We start from the raw sequence: 22,916 nt of genomic DNA on the forward strand, positions 1-22,916 counted from the left end.
TCCGACCCTACGGGATCCTCCGCGTCCGGACGCCGCGACGACGGCCTGCTCCTCCTTCCTGACGGGGTGGATCCCGTCCGTTGACAGCGTCGCTCACCCCTCCGGATACTGACTGATGGTTCAGTCAGTATCAGAGTGAGCCGGTCACCCGTTGCCGCATCTGGAGGCACCATGTCCGACCTCCCCACCGAGCTGGTTCCGTTCACCCCCGAGCAGCGCGGCATCGTCGAGCTCTCCCGGACCTTCGCCCGCGAGGAGATCCGTCCCCGGGCGCGGGCCGTGGACGAGGCCGACGTCGAGACCCCGTGGGACCTGTGGCACAAGGCCGCCGAGGTGGGCATCACGGGCTTCATGCTTCCCGAGGAGTACGGCGGCGGCGGCTTCACCGACGTCTTCACGCAGTGTCTGGTGCAGGAGGAGCTGTGCGTCGGCGACCTCGGCATCGGCAACCTCCTCTGTTCCAACGGCTTCTTCGCCGACCCGTTGCTCGAACTCGGCACGGAGGAGCAGAAGCGGATCTGGCTGACCCCGCTGACCGGCTCCGACACCCCGATGACGGCCCTCGCCACCACGGAACCCGGAGCCGGCTCCGACGCGGCGTCCATCGTCACGACGGCGACCCGCACCGAAGGCGGCTATCTGCTCAACGGCCAGAAGGCCTGGATCTCCAACGCGGGTGAGGCCGAGCAGTACGTCGTCTTCGCCAAGACCGACCCCGCGCAGCGCTCCCGTGGCGTGACCGCGTTCCTGCTCCGCAAGGACACGCCCGGGGTGACCTTCGGCGGACCCATGCGGAAGATGGGGCAGCGGGCGATCGTCTGCCGCGAGATGTTCTTCTCCGACGCCTTCGTCCCCGAGGAGAACCGCCTCGGGGACGAGGGCCAGGGCTTCCGGGGCCTGATGCGCACCTTCGACGTCTCGCGCACCGTGCTGGGCGCGGCGGCGACCGGCGTGGCGCGGGCCGCGTACGAGTACGCCCGCGACTACGCGCGCACCCGGCAGCAGTTCGGCAAGCCGATCGTCGAGCACCAGGCCGTCGCCTTCCGGCTCGCCGACATGCGCACCCGCGTCGAGCAGGCCCGTCTGATGACCTGGCGCGCGGCGAAGCGCCTGGACGCGGGCCTCACCGCCACGACCGAGGCCGCCATGGCCAAGCTGACGGCGTCGGAGACGGCCGCGTACTGCACCTGGGCGGCGGTACAGACCCTCGGCGGCTGGGGCTACTCCCGCGAGTTCCCCGTGGAGCAGTGGATGCGGGACGCCAAGCTGGAGGAGATCGAGGAGGGCACCTCGGACATCATGCGGCTCGTGATCGCTCGGGGACTGTGATGGGCGACCGGACGGTGCCGGCGGGGTGGGACGGACCGGCGGAGGCGGACGGGCCGACGGGGTGGGACGGGCCGACGGGCAAGGGGGTCGGGCCGACGGGCAAGGGGGTCGGGCCGACGGGCAAGGGGGTCGGGCCGACGGGCGAGGGGGTCGGGCCCGGCGCGGGTGGACGGCCTGACGTGGAGGATCCGGGCGCGTTCGGCACCGACAGGGCGGCGCGCTCGCTCAGCGGTGGCGAGGCGGTCGTACGGGCGCTCGCCGCGCACGGGGTCACCGACGCGTTCGGGATCCCCGGGACCCACAACCTGGAGATCTACCGCCATCTGCGTCGGTACGGGATCCGCCATGTGACGGCCCGCCACGAGCAGGGCGCCGGCTACGCCGCCGACGCGTACGCCCGGGTGTCGGGGCGGCCCGGTGTGGCGATCACCACGACCGGGCCCGCGCTGCTGAACATCGCGGCGGCGGTGGGCCAGGCGTACTCCGACAGCGTGCCGCTGCTCGTCGTCTCGCCCGGCATGCCGCTCCGCCACCCCCGGCAGTCCACCGGCCTCCTGCACGAGATGCGCAGCCAGACCGAGGCCCTGCGCGGGGTCGCCGCCTTCAGCCATCGGGTGGCGTCCGTCGACGAGATCGGCGCGGCGGTGGCGCGGGCCTTCACCCTCTTCCGTACCGAACGGCCCCGGCCGGCGCACATCGAGGTGCCGCTGGACCTCCTGGAGGCCGTGGAACCGCTCGGCGCGCCCCGGCTCGCGCCGCCCGCGGGGCCCCCGGCGCCGAATCCTGCCGCGCTCGCGGCGGCGGTCACCGCCCTGCGCTGGGCCCGCCGCCCCGCGCTCGTCCTCGGCGGCGGCTCACGGGCGGCCGCCGCGGAGTGCCGAGCGCTCGCCGTCGCCCTGGGCGCCCCGGTGGTCACCACGGCCAACGGCAAGGGGGTCGTCGACGAGCGGCACCCGCTGTCGCTCGGCGTGTCGCTGCACAGTCCGGCCGTGCGGAGGTGGCTGGCGGACCGCGATGTCGTCCTGGCCGTCGGCACGGAGCTGGCCGAGTCCGACGTCTGGGGCCCGCTGCCGACCCTGACCGGCACGCTGATACGGGTGGACGTCGACCCGGCGCAGATGTACGCGGGGCTCCCGGCGGACGTACCACTGGTCGGCGACGCGGCGGCGGTGCTGGGCGCACTGCTCGCGGCGCCACTCGCCACGCACCGGGGCGGGGCCCGGGCCCCCGGGGTCGCCACGACGGAAGCCGAAGCAGCAGTGGCGGGCTCAGCGGGGGTCGGAGCAAGGGGGACCGACGCAGCGGGGGCCGACGCGGCCGGGGACCTCGCAGCACAGGCCCTCGCAGCACGGGCCCTCGCAGCACGGGCCGACGCAGCAAGGTCCGGCGCGACGGACACCGTCGCAGCGAGCGCCGTAGCAACATCCGGCGCGGAGGCCGACGCGACGAGGACCGACGCGACAAGGTCCGGCGCGACCGACAGCGTCGTAGCGGACGCCGTCGCAGCGCGGACCGTCGTCCCGCCCGCGGCCGAAGGCCAGGTCGGCGCCGAGCGCGGAGACCTCGTCGCCTCCCTCCGCGCCGCCCGCGACGACGAGACCCGGGCCCGCGACGCGCGCTGGCTGCCGTATCTGCGGGCGATGCACCGCGTCCTCGCCGAGGACGCCGTCATCACCTCCGACAGCGCCCAGTGCTGCTACTACGGCGCGCTGCCGCACCTGCCCATGGGGCCCGAGGGCCGCTATCTGCACCCCACCGGTTTCGGCACCCTCGGCTACGCCCTGCCGGCCGCGATCGGCGCGAAGACCGCCTGCCCCGAACGGCAGGTCGTCGCCCTGAGCGGCGACGGCGGACTGCAGTTCTCCGTGCAGGAACTCGCCACGGCCGCCCAGCTCGACGTCCCGATCCCCGTCGTGGTCTTCGACAACGGCGGATACGGCGAGATCCGCGAGGAGATGGCGGCCCGCGGGGACGCGCCCACGGCCGTCGACCTGCCGGCGGTCGACCTGCCCGCGCTGGCCCGCGCGTACGGCGGACGGGGCACGACCGTCCGCACACCCGAAGCGCTCGCCGCCGCCCTGGCCGAAGCGCTCACCACCCCCGGACCCACCATCGTCACCGTCCCCGAGGAGTCCCCCCGATGACGAACCCCGAGCACGCCCGGCCCTTCTCCCCCGCGTCCCCTCCCCTGGTCTCGGTCACCTGGACGGACCACGTCACCGGCCGCCAGGGGCACCTGGTGATCGACCGGCTCGTGCGCGGCGTGTCCAGCGGCGGACTGCGGATGCGGGCCGGCTGCACCCTCGACGAGGTCGCGGGCCTGGCCCGCGGCATGACGATGAAGGAGGCCCTCCACTACAACCCCGAGGGCCGGTACATCCCGCTCGGCGGCGCCAAGGGCGGCATCGACTGCGACCCGCGCGACCCCGAGGCGTACGGCGTGCTCGTCCGCTATCTGCGCGCGATGCGCCCGTACGTGGAACGCTTCTGGACCACCGGCGAGGACCTCGGTCTCACCCAGGACCTGGTCGACCGGGCGGCCGCGGAAGCCGGTCTGGTCTCCTCCATCCAGGCGGTCTACCCGCTGCTCGACGACGAGGCCGCGGCCCGCCGCCGGCTCGCGGACGCGTTCGCCGTCGAGGTGGACGGCATCGGGCTCGACGAACTCGCGGGCGGCTGCGGTGTCGCCGAGTCCGTCCTGACGGCCCTCGACCGGGCCGGCGTCCCGCACGCGGGGACGCGGGTGGCGGTGCAGGGCTTCGGGACGATGGGCGGGGCGACGGCCCGTTTCCTGGCCCGCGCCGGGCTCGTCGTGGTGGCGGTCGCCGACGTCAAGGGCACGATCGCCCGTCCGGAGGGCCTGGACGTCGAGGCGCTGCTGGCCGCACGCGACGCGTACGGGACGGTGGACCGTACGGCCCTGCGGGCGGAGGACCTCGAACTGCCGGGTGCCGCCTGGCTGGCGGTGGACGCGGAGGTGCTGGTACCGGCGGCCGTCTCGTACGCGATCGACACGGGCAACCAGGGCGGCATCTCGGCCCGTTGGATCGTCGAGGCGGCCAACATGCCGGTCCTGCCGGAGGCGGAGGAGCTGCTGACCGCGCGAGGCATCACCGTGCTGCCGGACGTCGTGGTCAACTCCGCCACCAACGCCTGGTGGTGGTGGACCCTGTTCGGGGACATCGGCGCCGACGCGGACGAGGCCTTCGCCCACATCCGGCGCGCCATGCGGACCCTGGTCGGGCAGGTCCTGGACCGGGCGGAACGGGACGGGACCACTCCGCGGGTCGCGGCGCACGGTGTCGTCGCCGACCGGCTGCCGGTGATCGCCGAGCGCTTCGGCTGGTACGCGTGAGCGCCGACCCGTCCGCCGCGGCCGGCAGCCCCGCCGCACGCGCCACGCCCCCCGCGACACCCACGCCTGAGGCGGCCGAACCGCCTGACATGCCCCAGGCGCTCGACACCCCCGTGGCCCTCGACACACCCATGGCCCTCGACACACCCATGGCCCTCGACGCGCTCTTCGACCCTCGTTCCGTCGCCGTCGTCGGGGCCTCCGCGAATCCCGCCAAGTGGGGCTACTGGCTGGCCGCCGGGGCGCTCGCCGGGCGGTCCCGGCGCATCGTGCACCTGGTCAACCAGCGGGGCGGCAGCCTCGACGGCGTACCCTTCCTGCCGGGCCTCGGCGCCCTGCCCACGGCCCCGGAGCACGTCGTGGTGGCGGTGCCGCCGCGGCAGGTGCGGTCCGTGGTCGTCGAGGGGCTCGCGGCGGGCGCCCGCTGCTTCAGCGTGATCACCTCGGGCGGGTCCGACCCGGCGGAGGAGCACGAGCTGGCCGCGCTCGTGACGGCACACGGCGGGCGGCTGCTCGGCCCCAACTGCATGGGCGTCGTCGACACCACCACCGAACTCCGTCTCAGTTGGGGCGAATTCCCGGCCGGGTCCGTCGGCCTGGTGTCGCAGAGCGGCAACCTCGCACTGGAGATCGGCCGACTGCTCGCCCGGGCCGGGCAGGGCTTCTCCCGGTTCGTGTCGCTCGGCAACCAGCGCGACATCGACGCGGCCGACGCGCTCGCCTCACTCGTCGCCCATGAGGCGACCCGGGTCGTCGCCGCGTACGTCGAGGACTTCCGCGACGGGCGCCGCCTGGCCGGCACCCTGGCCGCGGCACGCGCGGCGGGCAAGCCCGTCCTCCTCCTCACCCTCGGTCGCAGCGCCGCCTCCGGCCGCGCGGCGGCCTCCCACACCGGCGCGCTCGTCAGCGCCCGGTCGGTGGTCGCGGCGGTGTGCCGTGACACGGGGGCGCTGCTGCTGGACTCGGCGGGCGAACTCGTCGACGCGGCCGTGCTGTTGACGGCCGCGCGGGGGTCTCGGCCGGGCGGCGCCCGGGTCTGGGCGGTCCCGGTCGCCGAGGGCGACGCCCCGGGGGCCGGCCCGAGCCCCGCCCCGTCGGAGACCGGGCACCGGCCGACCGACGCGGAAGCGGGATCGCCGCGCGTGCCGGAGCCGCGGCCACGGTCCAGCGGCCCGGGAGACCCACGGCAGCCCGCCGACGGACACGCCTCCGCCGTGACACGGTCGGACCACGCAGTGGACGCCGGACCGCGGCCGCAGTCGCACGCGCACCCTCACCGGCACCCGCAGCCACAGCCACAGCCACAGCCACAGCCACAGCGGAACGGTCCCGATGCCGCGCCCGCCCCTCCCCCGCTCCCCGCTCGCCTCCGCGTCGCCGTCGTGGGCGACAGCGGTGGTCAAGGGGCCCTGGCGGCGGACGCGCTCGTCGTGCGGGGGCTTGACGTACCCCTCCTGAGCGAGGCAACGCGGGCCGCCGTCGAGGGGTATCTACCGGGCGGCGGCGGGTGCGGGAACCCCGTCGATCTGGCGGGTGCCGGGGAGGCGGATCTGCGCACCTACGCCCGGGTCACGCGGGCGCTGCTCGACGGCGGGGACACCGATGTCACCCTGCTCACGGGGTACTTCGGCGACTACGCCACCGCGAGCCCCGCCCAGGCGAACCAGGAGTGCGCGGTCGCACGGGAACTGGCCGAGGCGGCGCGGGACTCCGGGCGGCTGCTCGTCGTGCACACCATGGCGCGGGACACCCCGGCGCTCGCGGTCCTGCGCGAGTACGGCGTTCCCGTCTACGAGCGCATCGAACAGGCCGCGACGGCGCTGGCGCACACGGCCCGGATCGGACGCGCGAGGCCGCAGGCCCCGGCGTCCCTTCCCTCCGACACGGGAAGGGGCACGGGCACGGGCAGGGGCAGGACCACGGGCGGGGGCACCGGCACCGGCACCGGCATCTCGACCGTCCCCGACGGAGGGTACGAAAGCGTCCGCGCGCTCCTCGCCTCGTACGGACTCGCCTTTCCCGCCGCCGAGTTCGTCGGCGACGCCGAGGAGGCGGCCGGGGCCGCGCGCCGGAGCACCGGCTATCCGCTGGTCCTCAAGGCGATGGGCCTGGCCCACAAGACGGAGGCGGGCGGCGTCGCCCTGGGCATCGCCGACGAGGCCGCTCTTCGGGCCGCGTTCGCCCGGATGCGGGCCGCGACCGGCGCGTCCCGCTTCGCGGTCGAGGCGATGGCCGCGCATCCGCACGCGGTCGAGCTGATCGTCGGCGTCCGCCGTGACCCGGCGTTCGGCCCCGTCGCCATGGTCGGCCTCGGCGGGGTCACCGCCGAGCTGCTCGCCGACACCGCGCTCGCCCTGGCCCCGCTCACCCCGCGCCGCGCCCGCGAGCTGCTGCTCTCCCTGCGCCACGCGCCGCTGCTCACCGGCTGGCGGGGCGCGCCCGCGGTCGATCTGGACGCCGCCGCGGACGCGCTGTGCGCGGTGGCGCGGGCGGCGGTCGCCCATCCCGAGCTCGCCGAGCTCGAAGTCAATCCCCTGCTGGTCCACCCGGGCGGCGCGGTCGCCCTCGACGCCCATGGAGTGACGGCATGACCCGTTTCGACAGCGGTCGCGACAGCGGTTCCGACGGCGGTTTCGACGGCGGTTTCGACGGCCGTACGTACATCGTGACCGGCGGCGGCAGCGGCATCGGCCGGGCGATCGCGCTCGCCCTGACCCGGGCGGGCGCGCGGGTCGCCGTCGCGGGCCGCACCCGGGAGCGGCTCGACGAGACCGTCGCGCTGGCCGCCGCGGCGGGCCGGGGCGCGACGGGCGGCGGGAAGGCGCTCGAGGGCGAGGCGTTCGCCGTGCCGACGGACGTGCGGGACCCGGCGGCCGTGGACGCGCTGGTGGCGGCGACGGTCGAACGGTTCGGTCGTCTCGACGGCCTGGTGAACAACGCGGCAGGCAATTTCGTCGTCCCGGGCATCGACCTCTCGCCGGGCGGCTGGCGGGCGGTCGTCGACATCGTCCTCAACGGCTCCTACTACTGCACCCGCGCGGTCGCCCGCCGGCTGCGCGAGCAGGGCACGGGCGGCTCCATCCTCTCCGTGATCGCCACCTACGCCTGGCACGGTCACCCCGGCACCGTCCACTCGGCCGCTGCGAAGGCCGGCGTCCTGGCCATGACCCGGACGCTCGCGGTGGAGCTCGCGCCGCTGGGGATCCGCCTGAACTGCGTCGCCCCCGGCCCGACCGAGACGGCCGGGGCCGGCGCCGCCCTGTGGGCCACCCCCGAGGCCCGTGCCGAGGTCCTGGCCACGGTCCCGGCCGGCCGGTTCGCCACCCCGGCGGAGATCGCCGCCGCGTCGCTGTTCCTGCTGGGCGACGGCGCCTCGTACCTGACGGGCGAGTGCCTCACGGTGGACGGTGGCCAGTGGCTGGGCAAGCAGGTGTACGGGCGCGCGGCCGGCCAGGGGGTGCCGGCCTGACGGAGGGTCCCGGTCGGCGGGCCCGCGCGGTCCGGTTCACGGGACACCCTCTGGTCGTCCCCGCCCGGCTTCGGGCACGATGAGCCCCGTCGAGATCCCCCGGCCGCCATCCGGCCGGGGGCTCTTGTTCCGCGAACCGGGGGGAGTCGCCATGAGCAGGTTCAGGAGCGGTCGGCCGGCCGTCGTGTCGGACGCCCAACGGAGGGTGCGCCGCAGCCCGTTGCTCTTCACGGCACCGATCGTGCTGCTCGTCCTGCTGACGGCGGTTCTGGGCTGGGAGATCGTCCGGGCCAACATGACGGAGGCGGCACGGGCCGACTGGCCGTGGCGGCTCCAGCTGCTCGACATGGAGCCGCTCGGCAGCCTGCTCGCCGTCGCGGCCGGCGCGGTCCTCGCCCGGGCCCAGTACGCCCGTACGGTGCGGCCGGCACTCGGCTGGCGTGCCGACTGGAAGGCCGGACACCTCCGGGGCGGTGTGCCCGAGTGGCAGGTCGGGCTGCTCAACGGCGGCTCGCACACCGCGGTGGTCGAGGAGTACGCGTGCCGGGTCGTGCTGCGGGACGGGACGCCGTCCGGACCTCAGGGTGCCGCCGCGCCCTGGACGGACGTCCAGGGCGCGGCGGAGGTACTGACGCGGGCCGGGCTGACCGTCGGCGAGGACTTCCAGCTGGTCTCCATGGGCAACTTCCCGCTGGTGGGCGCCGGAAGCGGCGAGACCACGCTGCTCGGGGCCTTCTCCCAGCGATGCGTCGACGAGGTCGAGGCCCTGTACCTCAGGGTCCGGGTCGTCGACGTCGTCGGAGACAGCCACGAACGGATCCTCGACGCGCTCAAGGGCGCCCGGTCGACGGCGTATCGGCGTCCGGCACTCTGACGGTGTACGAGCCCGAGGGGGCGGCCCGGCCGGGCCGCCCCCTCCCTCCGTACGCGGTCCACGTCACCTTCCGTACGGCGGGTCCGTGTCAGCGCTTCGTACGGCGGGTCTTGGCTCCCATCGTGTAGAAGACGAGCCCGATGACCGCGATGAGCAGCAGCGGAACGACCTGGCTCAGGGTGTACGCGGTGCGCTGGCCGGCGAAGGCCGCGGGGAGCGAGTCGGCGGCCGAGCCTTCGGTGCCGAACCAGCCGACGCCGAAGCCCGGCCAGATGAGGACGACCACGGTGAAGGCGACGAGGCCGGTCGCGAGCACGGTGACCGTCCAGGCGCCGAGGCGTCCCCCGGGGACGGCGTAGGGGCGGGGCGTGTCGGGGTACCTGCGGCGCAGCACCAGCAGGCTGGGGAAGGTGATGACGTACGAGACGAAGGTGGTGCAGATCGTCAGTCCGAGGCCCGCGGCGAAGTACTTCTCGCCGTCCCCCTCGGTGAGGTTGAGCGCGACGACGAGCAGGACGGAGGCGAGCACCGCGGACAACAGGTTCACCCGCACCGGGGTCCCGTGCTTCTCGGAGATGGTGCCGAGCCAGGCCGGTCCCGCGCCGTCGGCGCAGGCAACGGCCTGGGCGCGGTGCGCGCCCATCGCCCACGTCACTCCGGAGGTGAGCAGACCGACGATGAGTCCGGCGGCGGCGATGCCGCCGAAGACCGCGCCCGCGCCGGTGAGGGTGACCGTGCCGTCGGCGGCGATGGAGCCCCCGTACACGGTGAACACGGCCTTGCAGGCGTCGATGAAGCCGCCGAGGCTGCCGATCCGGTCGCCGGGCAGAACGAAGAGGATGCCGAGGATGGGGCCGCCGTAGAGCAGCAGCGAGGCGAGACCGGAGCGGAGGATGGAGAGCGGGATGTCGCGGCGCGGGTTGCGCATCTCCTCGGCGGCGGAGCTGGGCAGTTCGAAGCCGACGTAGTTGAAGATCAGTACGGGGACGAGGGCGACGAAGCCGGCGTACGTCGGGGTGAACTCGTGCGCGGGCAGGGTGTGCACACCGTTCTCGACGGCGTAGAGGACGACCGAGACGAGGAAGAAGCCGAGGAGGACGATCCGGGCCACGGCGCCGGCGATCGGCACCCACTTGCCGATCCGGACGGACTGGACGACGGCGAGCGCGCCGCCCCAGATGAAGACGAGCCCGGCGGCGTACTTCCACAGGCCGGGCAGCGGGGTGAAGAACTCCTCCCAGGTGGTGAGGGCGATGATGCAGAGGCTGCCGCCCACCCACACCGGGTTGGAGATCCAGTAGAGGATCTGGTTGAGGCCCGCGGTGAGCCGGCCGAAGGCGAGCCGGGTCCACACGTACGGGCCGCCCTGGACGGGGAAGGCCGAGCCGAGTTCGGCGACCAGGAGTCCGTACGGAAGGAAGAACAGCACCGCGAGGATGGCCATCCAGGTCAGTCCCTGCGGGCCCTGTGCCGCGACCGAACCGATCGTGTCCAGTCCGACGAGGGTGCAGATGAGGAACAGCAGGACATCGAAGCGGCGCAGCTCCTTGCGGAGCCTGCCGCGCTGTTCGCCCCAGCCCTCGGAGAGGTCGGGAGTGGCGGGAGCTCCGGGAGTGCCGGAAGGGGCGGGAGTGGCGTGGCTGTCGGGGCTGTCGGGGGCTGCGGGGGTGTTGGCGCTGACGGGGATGTGGCTCACGGGCGGACTCCTACGGCGGCACGGGGGAATCACGGGGAAGCACGGGGTGGGGGTCGACGTGGGAGGGGGAGGGGGCAGGAGTGGGGGGCTTTTGACTGAACAGCCAGTCAGTAGCCTGCACTGTGAGCCCGGCCACACCGCACTGTCAAGAGCTGTGTAGGGTGAAGGCGTGGCCAGAGTCCGGTTGAGCGTGGAGGAACGACGCGCGGAGATCCTGCGCGTCGCCGTCGAGCAGATCGAGGCCCGCGGCATCGGCAACGTGCGCATCGCGGACGTCGCTTCGGCGCTCGGGGTCAGCGGCTCACTGGTGCTCTATCACTTCTCCACCAAGGAACTCCTCGTCGCCGAGGCCTTCGCCCACGCCGCCGCGGGCGACCTCGCCCAGCTGCGGGAGATCCTCAACCAGCCCCGCGCCAGCGCCGTTCGGCGACTGCGGTCCGCGGTGCGCTGGTACGCGCCGACCGGGCACGCCAAGGGCTGGCGGCTGTGGATCGAGGGCTGGGCCGCCGCACTGCGAGAACCCGCGCTGCGGAAGGTGACCCACGACCTCGACCAGCAGTGGAAGGCGGCGATCGCCGAGGTCGTCGCGGAGGGCGTGGTGGCCGGCGAGTTCGCCTGCGAGCACCCCGCCGAGGCGGCGTTCCGCCTCACGGCGCTGCTCGACGGCCTGGCCGTCCAGAGCACTTCGTACCAGGGCCCGATCGAGCGGGCGACGATGCTGCAGTGGGTCGACGACGCGCTGGTACGTGAACTGGGCATCGCGCCCGCCGACTTGGAGAGCGCCGACTGACCCAGGGCCGGCTTGACGAGCGGCGACTGAGGAGCGGCGGCTGAGGAGCACCGCCTGGCGGGGCCCCACCCCGCACCACCGGAACTCTCCCCCGCACATCCGCCTGTCGCAACCATTGACGCGTCCGTCAGTGTTGCCCCATCCTCTCGGGCCATGGAGAGACAGAGCACCTCGCGTCTGATCGAATCCGAGATCGTCGTCGTGGGCGGCGGCTACGCCGGCCTCGCCGCGGCCCTCCGACTCCACGACAACGCCGCCGACTTCCTCCTCGTCGAGGCCGCCGACCGGGTCGGCGGGCGGGTGCTGACCGAGACCCGTCCGGACGGCGTGCCCCTCGACCACGGCGGCCAGTGGGTCGGCCCCACCCAGACCCGTCTCCTGGAACTCGCCGCCCGCTTCGCCTGCCCCACCTTCCCGACCTGGGAGAAGGGCAGCCACATCGAGGTCCGGCACGACGGCACCCGGATCCCCTACACCGGTGCCGCGCCCGCACACGGGCCCGGCATCGCCGCGTACGTCCGGATCACCGAGCTCCTCGACCTGCTCGCCCGTACCGTGGACACCGCGCGGCCCTGGCGCACGCCCCGCTTCGCGGAGTGGGACGCCCGGACGGCGGGGGATTTCTTCCGCTCCGAGACAAACGAAACCGAGGCCCTGCGCCGGCTCGACCTCGCCGTCCAGGGGCTCTGGTGCGCCGAGGCCGACGAGATCTCCCTCTTCCACGTCCTCTTCTACGTCGCGGCGGCCGGCGGCTTCGAGCAGCTGATGGAGACCCACGGCTGCGCGCAGGACAGCCGGTTCACGGCGGGCGCGGCCGCTCCCGCGCGCGCCGTCGCGTCGCTGCTCGGGGACCGGCTGCGCCTCGGCGAGCGGGTGGGCTCGATCGCGTACGGCCCCGAGGGCGTGCGCGTCCGCACGGGGACGTCCGAGATCCTGGCCCGCCGCGCGATCGTGGCCCTGCCGCCGCACGCCGTGGCCGCCCTGGACTTCACGCCGGCGCTCCCGCCGGGCCGCACCGGCTGGCTGGCCCACGCCCGGATGGGCCGCGTCGCCAAGGTCCACGCCGTCTACGAGACCCCCTTCTGGCGGGTGGCGGGCCTGTCGGGCGTGGCGACGCTGTACGACGACGGCCCGGTCGGCGTCGTGTTCGACAACTCCCCGGACGCCGCCGACCCGTACGGCGTCCTCGTCGGCTTCGTGTACGGCGACCGGCTCGACCGCTTCGCCGCCCAGGAGGACACCGCCCGCCGGGCCGCCGTCCTCGACAGCCTCGCCTCCGTCGTCGGCCCCCGAGCCCGACGGCCGCGCGACTACACCGAGAAGATCTGGACCCGCGATCCGTTCGCCCGCGGCGGCTACGAGGCCTACCTGACGCCCGGCGGCTGGAGCGCCGCCGGGGAGCACGGCTGGCGGGCACCGACCGGCCCCGTGCACTGGGCGGGCACGGAGACCGCCTCCGAGTGGAACGGCTACATCGACGGCGCCGTGTCATCGGGATACCGAGCCGCCGACGAGGTGCTGACGGCGCTGGGCGCCGCGGACGCGGAAGGGGCGGGGCGATGACAGCCGAAGGAACGGGCAGCGTACGGGACGGGGGCGTGCGGGGCGGCGGCGTGCGGGGCGGGGGCGGGGAGGCCGGGCCGACGCAGGACGTCGTACGGGCTGCGGCCGGGGAGGACGTACCCATGGGGGCCGACGACGTACGAGCCGTGGCCGAGCGGGCGCGGCTGGTGGTGCGGGCGGCGGCGGGCAGCCAGCGCGCGTTCGCCGAACGCATCGGCATGGACCCCACCGCACTGTCCAAGTCCCTGCGCGGCAGCCGACGTCTCACGGACCGCGAGCTCGCCGCCGTCGCCCGGGAGGGCCAGGTGTCCGTACGGTATCTGCGGACGGGACAGGGCCGTCCGCCCGCCGGGGAGGACCGCCGGGAGGGAGCCGACGTACGGCGCCGAGCCGACGCGGTGGACCCGGAGGTGCGCAAGGAACAGATCCTGCGGGCCACCGCACGCCTCATCGCCCGGCGCGGCTTCCACCGGGTGAGGGTCGCCGACATCGCGCGGGCCTGCGGTACCAGCACCGGCACGATCCACTACCACTTCCCGACGAAGGAAGACGCGCTGCGCGCCTCCCTGCTGCACTGCGCGGACCGTCTCCACCGGCGTCTCGACGCCGAGTTCCGGGACGCGGACGGCGCGGCCGAGAAGCTGCGCCGGCTGATCGACGTCCAGCTGGTCACCCGCGACGAGGACCGCGACGAGTGGTCGGTATGGGTGCAGTCGTGGAACGAGGCGATCCTCGACCCGGCCCTCCGGGACGGCCAGCGCGCCGTCTACACGCGCTGGCGGCGCACGGTGCTCGACCTGGTCCGTGCCTGCCAGGCCGAGGGCCTCGGGGCCGACGCGGACGCGGAGGCACTGACCAGCCGCTTCACCGCGATGGTCGACGGTCTGGCGATCCAGGTCCTGGCGGGGACCGCGGAGATGTCGGCGCCCCGGATGCGCGAGCTCCTCCTCGACGCGTTCGAACCCCACATCACCCTGCGCCGACGCTGACCGTCCGGCCCCCGGGCCCCGGGCCAGGCACCGGCCCTGGCCCAGGCCCCCGGTCCCGGCGCCCGCCGGCGCCCGCATCCGCACCCGCACCGCACCCGCACATCGCCCGGCGAAAGGTCCTGTGATGACGACGGCGACACCGTTCCCTCGCCTGCTCAGTCCGCTGCGCATCGGCGGCGTGACACTGCCCAACCGGATCGTGTCCTCCGGCCACGACACGGTCCTGGCCGAGGACGGCGCCGTGACCGAGGACCTGATCGCCTATCACGAGGCGCGCGCGGCCGGCGGCGTCGGCCTGATCGTGCTCCAGGTCTCCGGCGTGCACGAGTCCGCGCGCTACACCACGCACGTCCTCATGGCCACCGACGACTCCTGCGTCCCTGGTTACGCCCGGCTCGCACGCGCGGTCCACCGGCACGGTACGAAGGTGTTCGGGCAGCTCTTCCACCCGGGGCGGGAGATCCTCGAGTCCGCCGACGGCACCGCGCCCGTGGCCTGGGCCCCTTCGGCCGTGCCGAGCGAGCGCTTCCACGTGATGCCGCGGGCGATGACCGAGCAGGAGATCCACGAGGTCGTCGACGGCTACGGCAGGGCCGCCCGTCGGCTGCGGGACGCGGGCCTCGACGGTGTGGAGGTGGTGGCCAGCCACGGCTATCTGCCGGCGCAGTTCCTCAGCCCGCACGTCAACGTCCGCACCGACGGCTGGGGCGGCGACCCGGAACGACGGCTGCGCTTTCTGCGCGAGGCCCTGCGCAGCGCCCGGGAGCAGGCCGGGCCCGGTTTCGCCGTGGGCCTGCGCGTCTCGGGGGACGAGCTCAGCCATGACGGTCTGGACACCACGCTCGTCCTGGAGACCGTGGCCCGGCTCGACGGCGAGGGACTGCTCGACTACGTCTCGGTGTGCGCGGGCAGCTCGTCCAGCCTGTCGGGTGCCCAGCACATCGCCCCGCCCATGGCGCGGCCCGCGGGCTACACCGCACCCCTCGCCGCACGGGTACGGGCGGTGGTCGGCGTCCCGGTGATGGTGGCGGGCCGCGTCAACCAGCCGCAGGAAGCGGAGCAGATCATCGCCGGCGGACAGGCCGACGCCTGCGCCATGACCAGGGCCCTGATCTGCGACCCGGAGCTGCCGGCCAAGACCGCCGACGGGCGCGCCGAGGAGATCCGGGCCTGCGTCGGCTGCAACCAGGCCTGCATCGGCCACTTCCAGCTCGGCCACCCCATCTCCTGCATCCAGCACCCGGAGACCGGTCGGGAGCGCCGCTTCGCGCTGCTGCCGCCGGTGACACGGCGTCGGAAGGTCCTGGTCGTCGGCGGGGGTCCGGCCGGCCTGAAGGCCGCGGCGGTCGCGGCCGGGCGCGGTCACGCCGTGGAACTGCACGAGGCCGGCCGGCGCGTCGGCGGTCAGGTGCTGCTGGCGGAACGGCTGCCGGGGCGGGCGGAGTTCGGCGGTGTGATCACCAACCTGGAGGGAGAGGCGCGTCGTGCGGGCGTCCGCGTCCTGACCGGTTCGCGGATCGATGCCGCGGCCCTCGCCGCGGCCTCCCCCGATGCCGTCGTCCTCGCGACGGGCGCGCTGCCCCGGCGGCCTCCCCTGGAGCTGGTGGACGAGCCGGTGGTCCTGGACGCGTGGGCGGTGATCCGCGGCGCCGAGGTGCCGCGCGGCCGGGTCGTGGTGGCGGACTGGCGGGGCGACTGGATCGGCCTGGGCGTCGCGCTGCTGCTCGCGGGCCGGGGGCGGAAGGTGACCCTGTGCGTGACGGGCTTCGCGGCCGGCGAGCACCTGCAGCAGTACGTACGGGCCGGGATGCTGGCCGACGCGGTACGCGCCCGGATCGAGGTGGTCCCCAACGTCCGGCTGTACGGCGCCGATCCGGACACCGTCTACCTCCAGCACACCCTGACCGAGGAAGCCGTGCTCCTGGAGGACGTCGCCGCCGTCGTCCTGGCCCAGGGCCACACCCCGGTCACCGACCTCACGCCCGCCGGCCTCGACCTGCCCGCCCTGGGCCTGTCGGCCGAGCGCGTCCTCACGGTCGGGGACTGCGTCAGCCCCCGTACGGTCGAGGAAGCGGTCCTGGAAGGCCTGACCGCGGCGGCGTCGCTCTAGACGCTCCCGGGTCTCTGAGATCGCGTCGCTACCTTTGTGCGGGAGGTACGGGGAGGTACGGGAGGTGCCCATGGACGGGGAGGACGGGGAGATCGAGGGTGCGGCCGAGGCGTTCGAGCGGGCGGTGCGACGGTTGCGGCGCGAGGTGCGGGCCGTCGCGGCCGCCGTGGCGCCCGGTGTCGAGCCGAGGGTCGAGGAGCGAACCGACGACCGGCGCACCGTGAGCGGCATGACGGGCAGGCGGTTCGGGATGACGCTGTACCTCCCGGGCATCCCGTACGGGCCCGCGGCCGCACTCGCCGACGACGCGTTCCGCGCCGCGGCCTGGCGTACGGAGACGCGGGAGGGTGTCGGTGGGCTGCCGCTCCTCAAGGCCTTGCGGGACGACGGTTTCGAGGCGGGCGTCGGACCGGCAGGCGGCGGCGCACTGCGGGTCTCGGGCTCGACGCCCGTCGTATGGCTCCGCTCCCGCTGGCAGCGCCCGCCGCGCGTGGTCACCGAGGTGACCCTGGCGGCCGGGGACGTGTTGTGTGTGATGTGCGAGGGCTGGGGGTCCTGCCGCGAGTGCGAGGGCCTGGGCTTCGTGGACGGCAGGTCCTGCCCGGAATGCGGTCTGGGCATGGACTGCCCCGACTGTCAGGGCACCGGCCGACAGCCCGCGCCGGGCGCGGGCGGACGCTGACCGGGCGGCGGCCCCCTGAGCCAGTGGACGCAGGGCAGGCGGACACCGCGGAGCCGGGCCCCTGAGCCGGCGGACGCCGAGCACTCGGACACCGCGGAGGCGGATGCCGACCGGGGCCGCTGACCGGGAGCGGGCGGTGCGCGGCAGGGGCCGCTGAGGGGGCCTGCTCTCCGATGCCGCGTGCGCCGGTGCCCCCCCTGCCGGGTGTCGCCGCTCCCTCTGCCGGTGTTCCGGTGGCCGCGCCGCCGCTCCGTCTCTGCCGACGTCGCCGGTCCCTCTCCGCCGGTCCCTCTCCGCCGGTGCCGCCGGTCTATCTCCCGGTGACGCGGATTCTCAGCTCGTAGGGCCTGCCGCTGCTGATGGCCTCCGCCTGGTCGGCGAGGTCGGCCGGGGTGAAGCCGAGGAGTGCCCGCTCCGCCGCCGCGCGCAGCAGCGGCACGATCATCGCCGCCGGGCGCCCCCGGTGGGAGACGGCGAGCTCGGCGAACGCCTGCTGGTACGGGACGTCGTACCCGCTCGCGGCGTCCGCGAGAAGGTGGTCGAGGTGCTGCCGGTCCACGCTGAGCTCACCCATGACGGCTCCCTTGCGCCGGTGGGCCGGGTACGTCCCGGCCCCGTGTCTCCGACGCTACGGGGAGGGTCTGACAGTGCCCGTCCCACCGGCCGCGGAGCCCCGCTCACTAGGCTGCGGTCCATGATCGATCCGGCTTCCCCGCCCCGGCACCCGACCCGGCCGGCCGCCGTGCCGTACCCGTCCCCCGACCCGTCCTCCGGCCCGTCCGCACCCACGCCGCTCACCCTCGACGCCGCGAAGGCCCTTCAGGGCCTGCTCGGCGCCGAGATCGGACCCGGGCTCGGCGAGCGGGAGCTCGACGGGGTCGAGGCCCGGTTCGGCTTCCGGTTCGCGGCCGACCACCGCACGTTCCTCGCCGCCGGGCTGCCGCTCGGCTCGCCGAGCTGGCCGGACTGGCGCGACGGCGACCCGGACGACCTCGCCCGGCGGCTGTCGCAGCCGGTGGAGGGAGTGCTCTTCGACGTGCGGCACAACCGCTTCTGGCACCCTCGCTGGAGTCCGAGGCCGACGGGAACGGCCGAGGCCCTGCGGGTCGCGCGGGCCGAGCTGGCGACCGTCCCGCAGTTGGTCCCCGTCTTCGGCCATCGCTGTCTGCCCGGCACGGCGAGCGAGTGGGGCCACCCCGTGCTGTCCGTCCACCAGACCGACATCATCCTCTACGGGAACGATCTCGCCGACTACGTCCGGCGCGAGTTCACCGGCCGTTCGAGCAGCCTCTTCGGACGGGCGACCGTGGGCTTCTGGTCGTACTTCGTCGGCGGCGGTCCGAGCATCGACGTCACCGCGCCCACGCCGTACCGGCCCTACGCCGTCACCGCGCGGGAGGCGGTCGAGGAGCTGCGGATGCTGGCGCTGGAGCGCCTGATCGGCCGATGGCACCGCCCGGAGCGGTTGATCGAGGCCGGCCTGACGGCCCTGGTGCTCGACGTCGAGTCGGATTCGCTGCCGCTGCTCGCCGGTCTGACCCGTACCGAACACGAGGAGGCCGAGGCACTGTTCGACCGGGTCCTGACGGAGCTGGGCCTGGCCCGGGACCTCCCCACCGCCGACCCCGGTGTCGACACAGAGGCCCGCTGGGAACTGGTCCGCTGGTGGCTCCGGCTGATCGTGAACGGCGCCCTCGCCCCCGTCGCCGGGGGCGACCTGATCGAGTACGAGGGCTGGGGGCCCCTGGGTCGGCCGCCGGCGCTCCGGCCGCTCGTCAACCTCGTCGCCGCGTACCACGACACGACGAACCACGACACGACGAACGACGACACGGAGGCCGTACGGGAGGGGAGGCGCGAGCGCTCGGCCGCGGCGATCGTCGCGGAGGCCGAGGCACTGCTCGCGGGCCCCTGGCCACCGCGCGGCAGTCGGGCCGCGGACGACGGCCGCGGCGGACGGCGGGCCGGGCGGTGAGGCGAGGACCTCCTGGGCATAGGGTGAGCCCATGCCTAGAACTTCTCCTTCCGTCGCCATGGAATCGCTTCTCTCCGGCAACCGGCGTTTCGTGTCGGGCTCACCGGAACACCCGAACCAGGACGCCGCGCGCCGCACGGAGTTGGCTCCGGGACAGGAACCGTTCGCGGTGATCCTGGGCTGCTCCGATTCCCGCCTCGCGGCCGAGATCATCTTCGACCAGGGGCTCGGGGACCTGTTCGTGGTCCGGACCGCCGGTCACGTCATCGGACCGGAGGTGCTCGGCAGCGTCGAGTACGCGACCAGCGTCCTCGGGGCGCGCCTGGTCGTCGTGCTCGGGCACGACTCCTGCGGCGCGGTCGCCGCGGCCCGCGCGGCCGTGGAGGACGGCTTCGCGGCGGGCGGCTTCGTGCGGGACGTGGTGGAGCGGGTGACGCCCAGCATCCTCGCGGCCCGCACGGCCGGTCTCACCGCCGACAGCGACATCATCGACGAGCACATCCGGCACACCGTCGACCTGCTGCTCGACCGTTCCCGGCTGCTGGCCGAGCAGGTCAAGGCCGGCGATATCGCCGTCGTCGGCCTCGGCTACGCCCTCGCCGAGGGCAACGCCCGCGTCGTGACCACCCGCGGTGACGTCCCGGAGGGAGTCCCGGCGTCGTGACGCTCCGCTTCGACTGCTCCGACCCGTCCGCCCGTACGCAGGGTCTGAAGGAGGCGGCCGCGGCCGTGCGGCAGGGCCGGCTCGTGGTCATGCCGACGGACACCGTCTACGGGGTGGGGGCCGACGCCTTCGATCCGGCGGCGGTGGCCGGGCTGCTCGCCGCGAAGGGCCGGGGGCGGCAGAAGCCGTCTCCGGTGCTCGTGAATTCCGCCGAGGCGCTGAGCGACCTGACGGAGGAACTTCCGGAGGCGGCCCGGGCGCTGATCGACGCCTTCTGGCCGGGCGGGCTCACTCTGGTGGTCAGGCACCGGGCCTCGCTGGCCTGGGATCTGGGCGAGACCGGTGGCACGGTCGCGATCCGCATGCCCGACCACCCGCTCACGCTCGACCTCCTCGCCGCGACGGGACCGCTGGCGGTCTCCAGCGCGAACCTGACCGACCACCCCTCGCCGCAGGACTGCGACGCCGCGCAGGCCATGCTGGGCGATTCGGTCGCCGTCTATCTCGACGGGGGCTCCACGGCCGGCCCGGTCTCCTCGTCGATCGTGGACCTCAGCGGCGAGGTGCCGGTCCTCGTCCGCGACGGCGTCCTGTCGGTGGACCGTCTGCGGACGGTCGTACCCGACCTGGTCGTGCGGTGAAGTAGTCCGCCGGGGAGGGCGGCGCGATGCGCCGCCCTCCCTCTCGGAACGCTCAGTGGTCAGTCGTCAGCGGTCAGCGCAGGTATACGTATCGCGCGATGCGCGGCGCCCGGCGGACGAGCCAGGCACAGAACAGCCCGAGGACCACCCCCACGGCCACGTCGCTGGGGTAATGCGCGCCGCTCTGGACGCGCTCGACCGCCACCAGTGCGGCGGGCACGGCGCACGCGGCTCCGGCGGCCGGCCATGTCGGTGTCACCGCGGCCGTGAAGGCCACCGCGGCGGCCGTGTGCCCGGAGGGGAAGGACGAGGTGTCCGGGCGATCGTCCACCTCGTCGTGCGGGAACCACTCCTTCGGCGGCCGGGGCCGCTCGGCCACCTGCTTCCCCAGGCCGTTCGACACCAGCTGCGCCACCACCAGCGCGCCCACCCCCGCCACCGCCGCCTTCCGGCCGCGCCACCCGCCCCACCACGCCATCGCGACCGCGGCACCGCCCCACAGCTTCGAACTCTCGGCGCTCTCCTCGACCACCGAGAGCACCCTGCCGACGCCGGGCGGAACCCGGGCCACCGTCCACCGAGTCACGATCCGGTCGGTCTCACGTACCCACGGCAACAAGCTCATGGCCTGCACGTGTCCCGAATCGCACCGCCTCATGCGGCCAGAAGCCCGAGGTTCTGCCGCATACCGCGCGGGCGACCGGCCGCGGTCATTACTCACCGTGAGGAATTGTCCCCGTTCGGGCTAACGCGGAGTGCTCGGCCCGAGGACAGCTCCTAGCTTGAAGCGACGGTCGTCCAGCGTTGAGGAAGATCTCGATGAACAGCCGTACCTCGATCGCCGGCATAGTTCTGGGCATGGTCTGCGCCGCCTCGCTCTCCGGCATCGCCCACGCCCAGGATCTCGACTGCCGGGACTTCCGCTTCCAGGAAGACGCCCAGGCCGAATTCCACCGGGACCCGAGCGACCCGCACGGGCTGGACGAGGACCAGGGCCCCGACGACGGCATCGCCTGCGAAGCACTGCCCCGACGCTCCGACACCGGAACCGTGCGGCCGACGCCCACGAGCACGGGCGGCACCGTGACGCAGCCCGTGAACCCCATGCCAACCCGCGGCACCCAGGGGGGAATCGGCGGAGCATCCGGCCCCACCGACCTCAGCACAGGAATCGGCCTCACCCTGGCGATCGGCGCGACCACAGCCGGCGGCTACGTCATCGCCCGCCGCCGCCGCGCCTGACCCACCCTCAAATGCGACGGAGGCGGCCACCCCAGCGCGCGGTGGCCGCCTCCGTATGCCCCGCACATCGCCGCCACTTCAACCGGCTGAACTCCGAGCGCGTCAGGGGAACTTATGGGCCCGCAGAGCCCGGAGTCCGAGCAACCCTCCGCTGCCAGGGCGGCAGCGAACCGGCTGAGGGAAGCCCACGCGTCCGTGCGCGGGGTGGCAGACTCCTCGGGTTACCCCTGTGTACGCGTGGCCCGAGAAAGCAGCCGATACATGTCCGACCCGATACCCGGTCCTCCCCACCACGCCCACGATCCGTGGGCGCCTCCGCCGCAGAGTGGGCCGACCTGGCCCGCTCCTCCACACTCCGGGTGGGGACCGCAGGCTCCCGTGCCGGCGCAGCGGCGGGGGCCGGTGGCCGCTCCGCCGGGGGCGGCCTATCACGAGCAGGGGCGCAACGGGCGGCAGCGCACTGCGGCGCGGGTCGGGGAGTTCTTCCTCGTCCTCGCGCTGATGGTCGCGGCGATGGTCGTCACGTTTGCCGGCTCCGCCGTCCTCGGCGCAGTCCTGGGGCTGGAGTCGGCCGCGGCCGACGGTGACGGGTTCTTCGCCGACCCGCTGCTCGACAACGCCGTCATGCTGGTGGCCCTGGCCCTGTGGACCCCGGCCGTGCTGATCGCCGTCCGCGTGTGCGGCGGACGCCCTGCCGGCACCGTCGCGTCCGTCGTCGGACGAATCCGATGGGGTTGGCTGGGGTGGTGCTTCGGGCTGGCCGCGGCCGTGTTCGTCGTGCAGAACCTCGTACTGATGGCCTGGAGCCTGCTCCAGGACGGCTCCGAGGCCGTGCCCGGGACGGTGCCGGGGTGGCCCGAACTCGCCCTCAGCCTGGTCGTGTTGTGGGCGCTCGTGCCGTTCCAGGCGGCCGCCGAGGAGTTCGTCTTCCGCGGCTGGCTGCCCCAGTTGTTCGGTGGGTTCCTCCGCTCCCCCTGGCCCGGGGTGGCCGTGGCCTCGCTGCTGTTCGCCCTCGCGCACGGCTTCGGGCAGTTGTCCGGGTTCCTGCTGCTGTGCTATTCGGCGGCCTGGTGGGGCTGGCTCACCATCCGTACGGGCGGCCTGGAGGCCGTCATCGCCGCCCATACGGTCAACAACCTCATCGCCTTCTCCCTCGCCGCGGTCTTCGGAGAGCTGGCCGACCAGAGCACCGCCGCCGACGCCCCCTGGGAGGCGTTGGCCGCCGAGTTCGTGTTCGCGCCGGTGTTCTGCCTGATCGCCGCGCGGCTCGCCGACCGGCGCGGTGTCACCGCTCGCACACCGAACCTCACGGCTTGACCGCTGGCCAACCTCGGCGTTGAAGACGGCCTGGCCCCGGTTCAGCGCACCCGCCCCGGGCCTTCAGCCGGTTCGCCGGGACCTCCGGGGCGGGGAGGCGGGCGCCGTCGTAGCCCTCCACCTCGCCGAAGCGGTCGGACGTCATCCAGTCCGGCCTCCGCAGTGTCCGATCAACGGCGGAGCTGCTCACCGGTGCGAAGTGCGTAGGCGCGTCCACCCG

General features: G+C 74.3%; 19 protein-coding genes. 16 read left to right on the forward strand and 3 right to left on the reverse strand.

Annotated features, from left to right (window positions below; genetic code table 11):
* Positions 1–171: 171 nt before the first annotated feature.
* The 6 genes from ACFY7C_RS03275 to ACFY7C_RS03300 all read left to right on the forward strand — a co-directional run bounded on the left by ACFY7C_RS03275 (position 172) and on the right by ACFY7C_RS03300 (position 9,027).
* Entirely contained in the window at positions 172–1,329 is a 1,158-nt protein-coding gene (locus ACFY7C_RS03275; RefSeq protein WP_389642932.1) for an acyl-CoA dehydrogenase family protein, read from the forward strand.
* A 179-nt stretch (positions 1,330–1,508) separates the two neighbouring features.
* Positions 1,509–3,473 (forward strand): thiamine pyrophosphate-dependent enzyme, encoded by a 1,965-nt coding sequence (locus ACFY7C_RS03280; protein WP_389642935.1) that lies wholly within the window; start codon positions 1,509–1,511, stop codon positions 3,471–3,473.
* Positions 3,470–4,684, forward strand: a complete 1,215-nt coding sequence (locus tag ACFY7C_RS03285) for a Glu/Leu/Phe/Val dehydrogenase dimerization domain-containing protein (RefSeq protein ID WP_389642938.1) — start codon at positions 3,470–3,472, stop codon at positions 4,682–4,684. Before ACFY7C_RS03280 ends, ACFY7C_RS03285 begins: the two co-directional genes overlap by 4 nt.
* A 131-nt stretch (positions 4,685–4,815) precedes the next feature.
* Positions 4,816–7,275: an acetate--CoA ligase family protein gene (locus tag ACFY7C_RS03290; protein WP_389645931.1), complete on the forward strand. Its 2,460-nt coding sequence runs from the start codon at positions 4,816–4,818 to the stop codon at positions 7,273–7,275.
* Positions 7,272–8,153 (forward strand): SDR family oxidoreductase, encoded by an 882-nt coding sequence (locus ACFY7C_RS03295; RefSeq protein ID WP_389642941.1) that lies wholly within the window; start codon positions 7,272–7,274, stop codon positions 8,151–8,153. The genes ACFY7C_RS03290 and ACFY7C_RS03295 overlap by 4 nt, the downstream gene beginning before the upstream one ends.
* 151 nt (positions 8,154–8,304) lie before the next feature.
* Entirely contained in the window at positions 8,305–9,027 is a 723-nt protein-coding gene (locus tag ACFY7C_RS03300) for a hypothetical protein (protein WP_389642944.1), read from the forward strand.
* Between the two features lie 88 nt (positions 9,028–9,115).
* Here ACFY7C_RS03300 and ACFY7C_RS03305 read toward each other — a convergent pair whose 3' ends face one another.
* Entirely contained in the window at positions 9,116–10,723 is a 1,608-nt protein-coding gene (locus ACFY7C_RS03305) for an APC family permease (RefSeq protein ID WP_389642947.1), read from the reverse strand.
* A 169-nt stretch (positions 10,724–10,892) separates the two neighbouring features.
* On the opposite strand from ACFY7C_RS03305, the gene ACFY7C_RS03310 reads away from it, so the two are divergent.
* The 5 genes from ACFY7C_RS03310 (at position 10,893) to ACFY7C_RS03330 (ending at position 16,857) form a co-directional block, all read left to right on the forward strand.
* Positions 10,893–11,513 (forward strand): TetR/AcrR family transcriptional regulator, encoded by a 621-nt coding sequence (locus ACFY7C_RS03310; RefSeq protein WP_389642949.1) that lies wholly within the window; start codon positions 10,893–10,895, stop codon positions 11,511–11,513.
* Between the two features lie 153 nt (positions 11,514–11,666).
* Complete coding sequence (locus ACFY7C_RS03315) at positions 11,667–13,076, forward strand: flavin monoamine oxidase family protein (protein WP_389642952.1); 1,410 nt, start codon at positions 11,667–11,669, stop codon at positions 13,074–13,076.
* Positions 13,073–14,065, forward strand: coding sequence for a TetR family transcriptional regulator C-terminal domain-containing protein (locus tag ACFY7C_RS03320; RefSeq protein WP_389642955.1), 993 nt, complete (start codon positions 13,073–13,075; stop codon positions 14,063–14,065). The genes ACFY7C_RS03315 and ACFY7C_RS03320 overlap by 4 nt, the downstream gene beginning before the upstream one ends.
* Before the next feature lie 124 nt (positions 14,066–14,189).
* Complete coding sequence (locus ACFY7C_RS03325) at positions 14,190–16,175, forward strand: FAD-dependent oxidoreductase (protein ID WP_389642958.1); 1,986 nt, start codon at positions 14,190–14,192, stop codon at positions 16,173–16,175.
* 70 nt (positions 16,176–16,245) lie between these two features.
* Positions 16,246–16,857, forward strand: a complete 612-nt coding sequence (locus ACFY7C_RS03330; protein WP_389642961.1) for a hypothetical protein — start codon at positions 16,246–16,248, stop codon at positions 16,855–16,857.
* A gap of 310 nt (positions 16,858–17,167) precedes the next feature.
* Here the strand turns inward: ACFY7C_RS03330 and ACFY7C_RS03335 are convergent, their stop codons facing one another.
* The gene (locus tag ACFY7C_RS03335) at positions 17,168–17,431 is read right to left on the reverse strand and encodes a hypothetical protein (RefSeq protein WP_389642964.1); all 264 of its coding nucleotides are present in this window, start codon (positions 17,429–17,431) and stop codon (positions 17,168–17,170) included.
* Positions 17,432–17,551: 120 nt separating this feature from the next.
* Here ACFY7C_RS03335 and ACFY7C_RS03340 point away from each other — a divergent pair, with 120 nt between their 5' ends.
* The 3 genes from ACFY7C_RS03340 to ACFY7C_RS03350 are packed head-to-tail and all read left to right on the forward strand — an operon-like array spanning position 17,552 to position 20,137.
* Positions 17,552–18,832 (forward strand): hypothetical protein, encoded by a 1,281-nt coding sequence (locus tag ACFY7C_RS03340; RefSeq protein ID WP_389642966.1) that lies wholly within the window; start codon positions 17,552–17,554, stop codon positions 18,830–18,832.
* Between the two features lie 31 nt (positions 18,833–18,863).
* Complete coding sequence (locus ACFY7C_RS03345) at positions 18,864–19,496, forward strand: carbonic anhydrase (RefSeq protein WP_389642969.1); 633 nt, start codon at positions 18,864–18,866, stop codon at positions 19,494–19,496.
* Positions 19,493–20,137, forward strand: a complete 645-nt coding sequence (locus tag ACFY7C_RS03350) for an L-threonylcarbamoyladenylate synthase (RefSeq protein WP_389642972.1) — start codon at positions 19,493–19,495, stop codon at positions 20,135–20,137. Before ACFY7C_RS03345 ends, ACFY7C_RS03350 begins: the two co-directional genes overlap by 4 nt.
* Positions 20,138–20,210: 73 nt before the next feature.
* Here ACFY7C_RS03350 and ACFY7C_RS03355 read toward each other — a convergent pair whose 3' ends face one another.
* Positions 20,211–20,723, reverse strand: coding sequence for a phosphatase PAP2 family protein (locus tag ACFY7C_RS03355; RefSeq protein WP_389642975.1), 513 nt, complete (start codon positions 20,721–20,723; stop codon positions 20,211–20,213).
* Positions 20,724–20,956: 233 nt separating this feature from the next.
* On the opposite strand from ACFY7C_RS03355, the gene ACFY7C_RS03360 reads away from it, so the two are divergent.
* Together ACFY7C_RS03360 and ACFY7C_RS03365 are read left to right on the forward strand one after the other, a co-directional pair.
* Positions 20,957–21,379, forward strand: coding sequence for an excalibur calcium-binding protein (locus tag ACFY7C_RS03360; RefSeq protein WP_389642977.1), 423 nt, complete (start codon positions 20,957–20,959; stop codon positions 21,377–21,379).
* A 402-nt stretch (positions 21,380–21,781) separates the two neighbouring features.
* Entirely contained in the window at positions 21,782–22,696 is a 915-nt protein-coding gene (locus ACFY7C_RS03365) for a CPBP family intramembrane glutamic endopeptidase (RefSeq protein WP_389642980.1), read from the forward strand.
* Positions 22,697–22,916 lie beyond the last annotated feature (220 nt).

The sequence above is a fragment of the Streptomyces sp. NPDC012769 genome, assembly GCF_042901205.1.
In the GTDB taxonomy this organism is placed as follows: Bacteria; Actinomycetota; Actinomycetes; order Streptomycetales; family Streptomycetaceae; genus Streptomyces.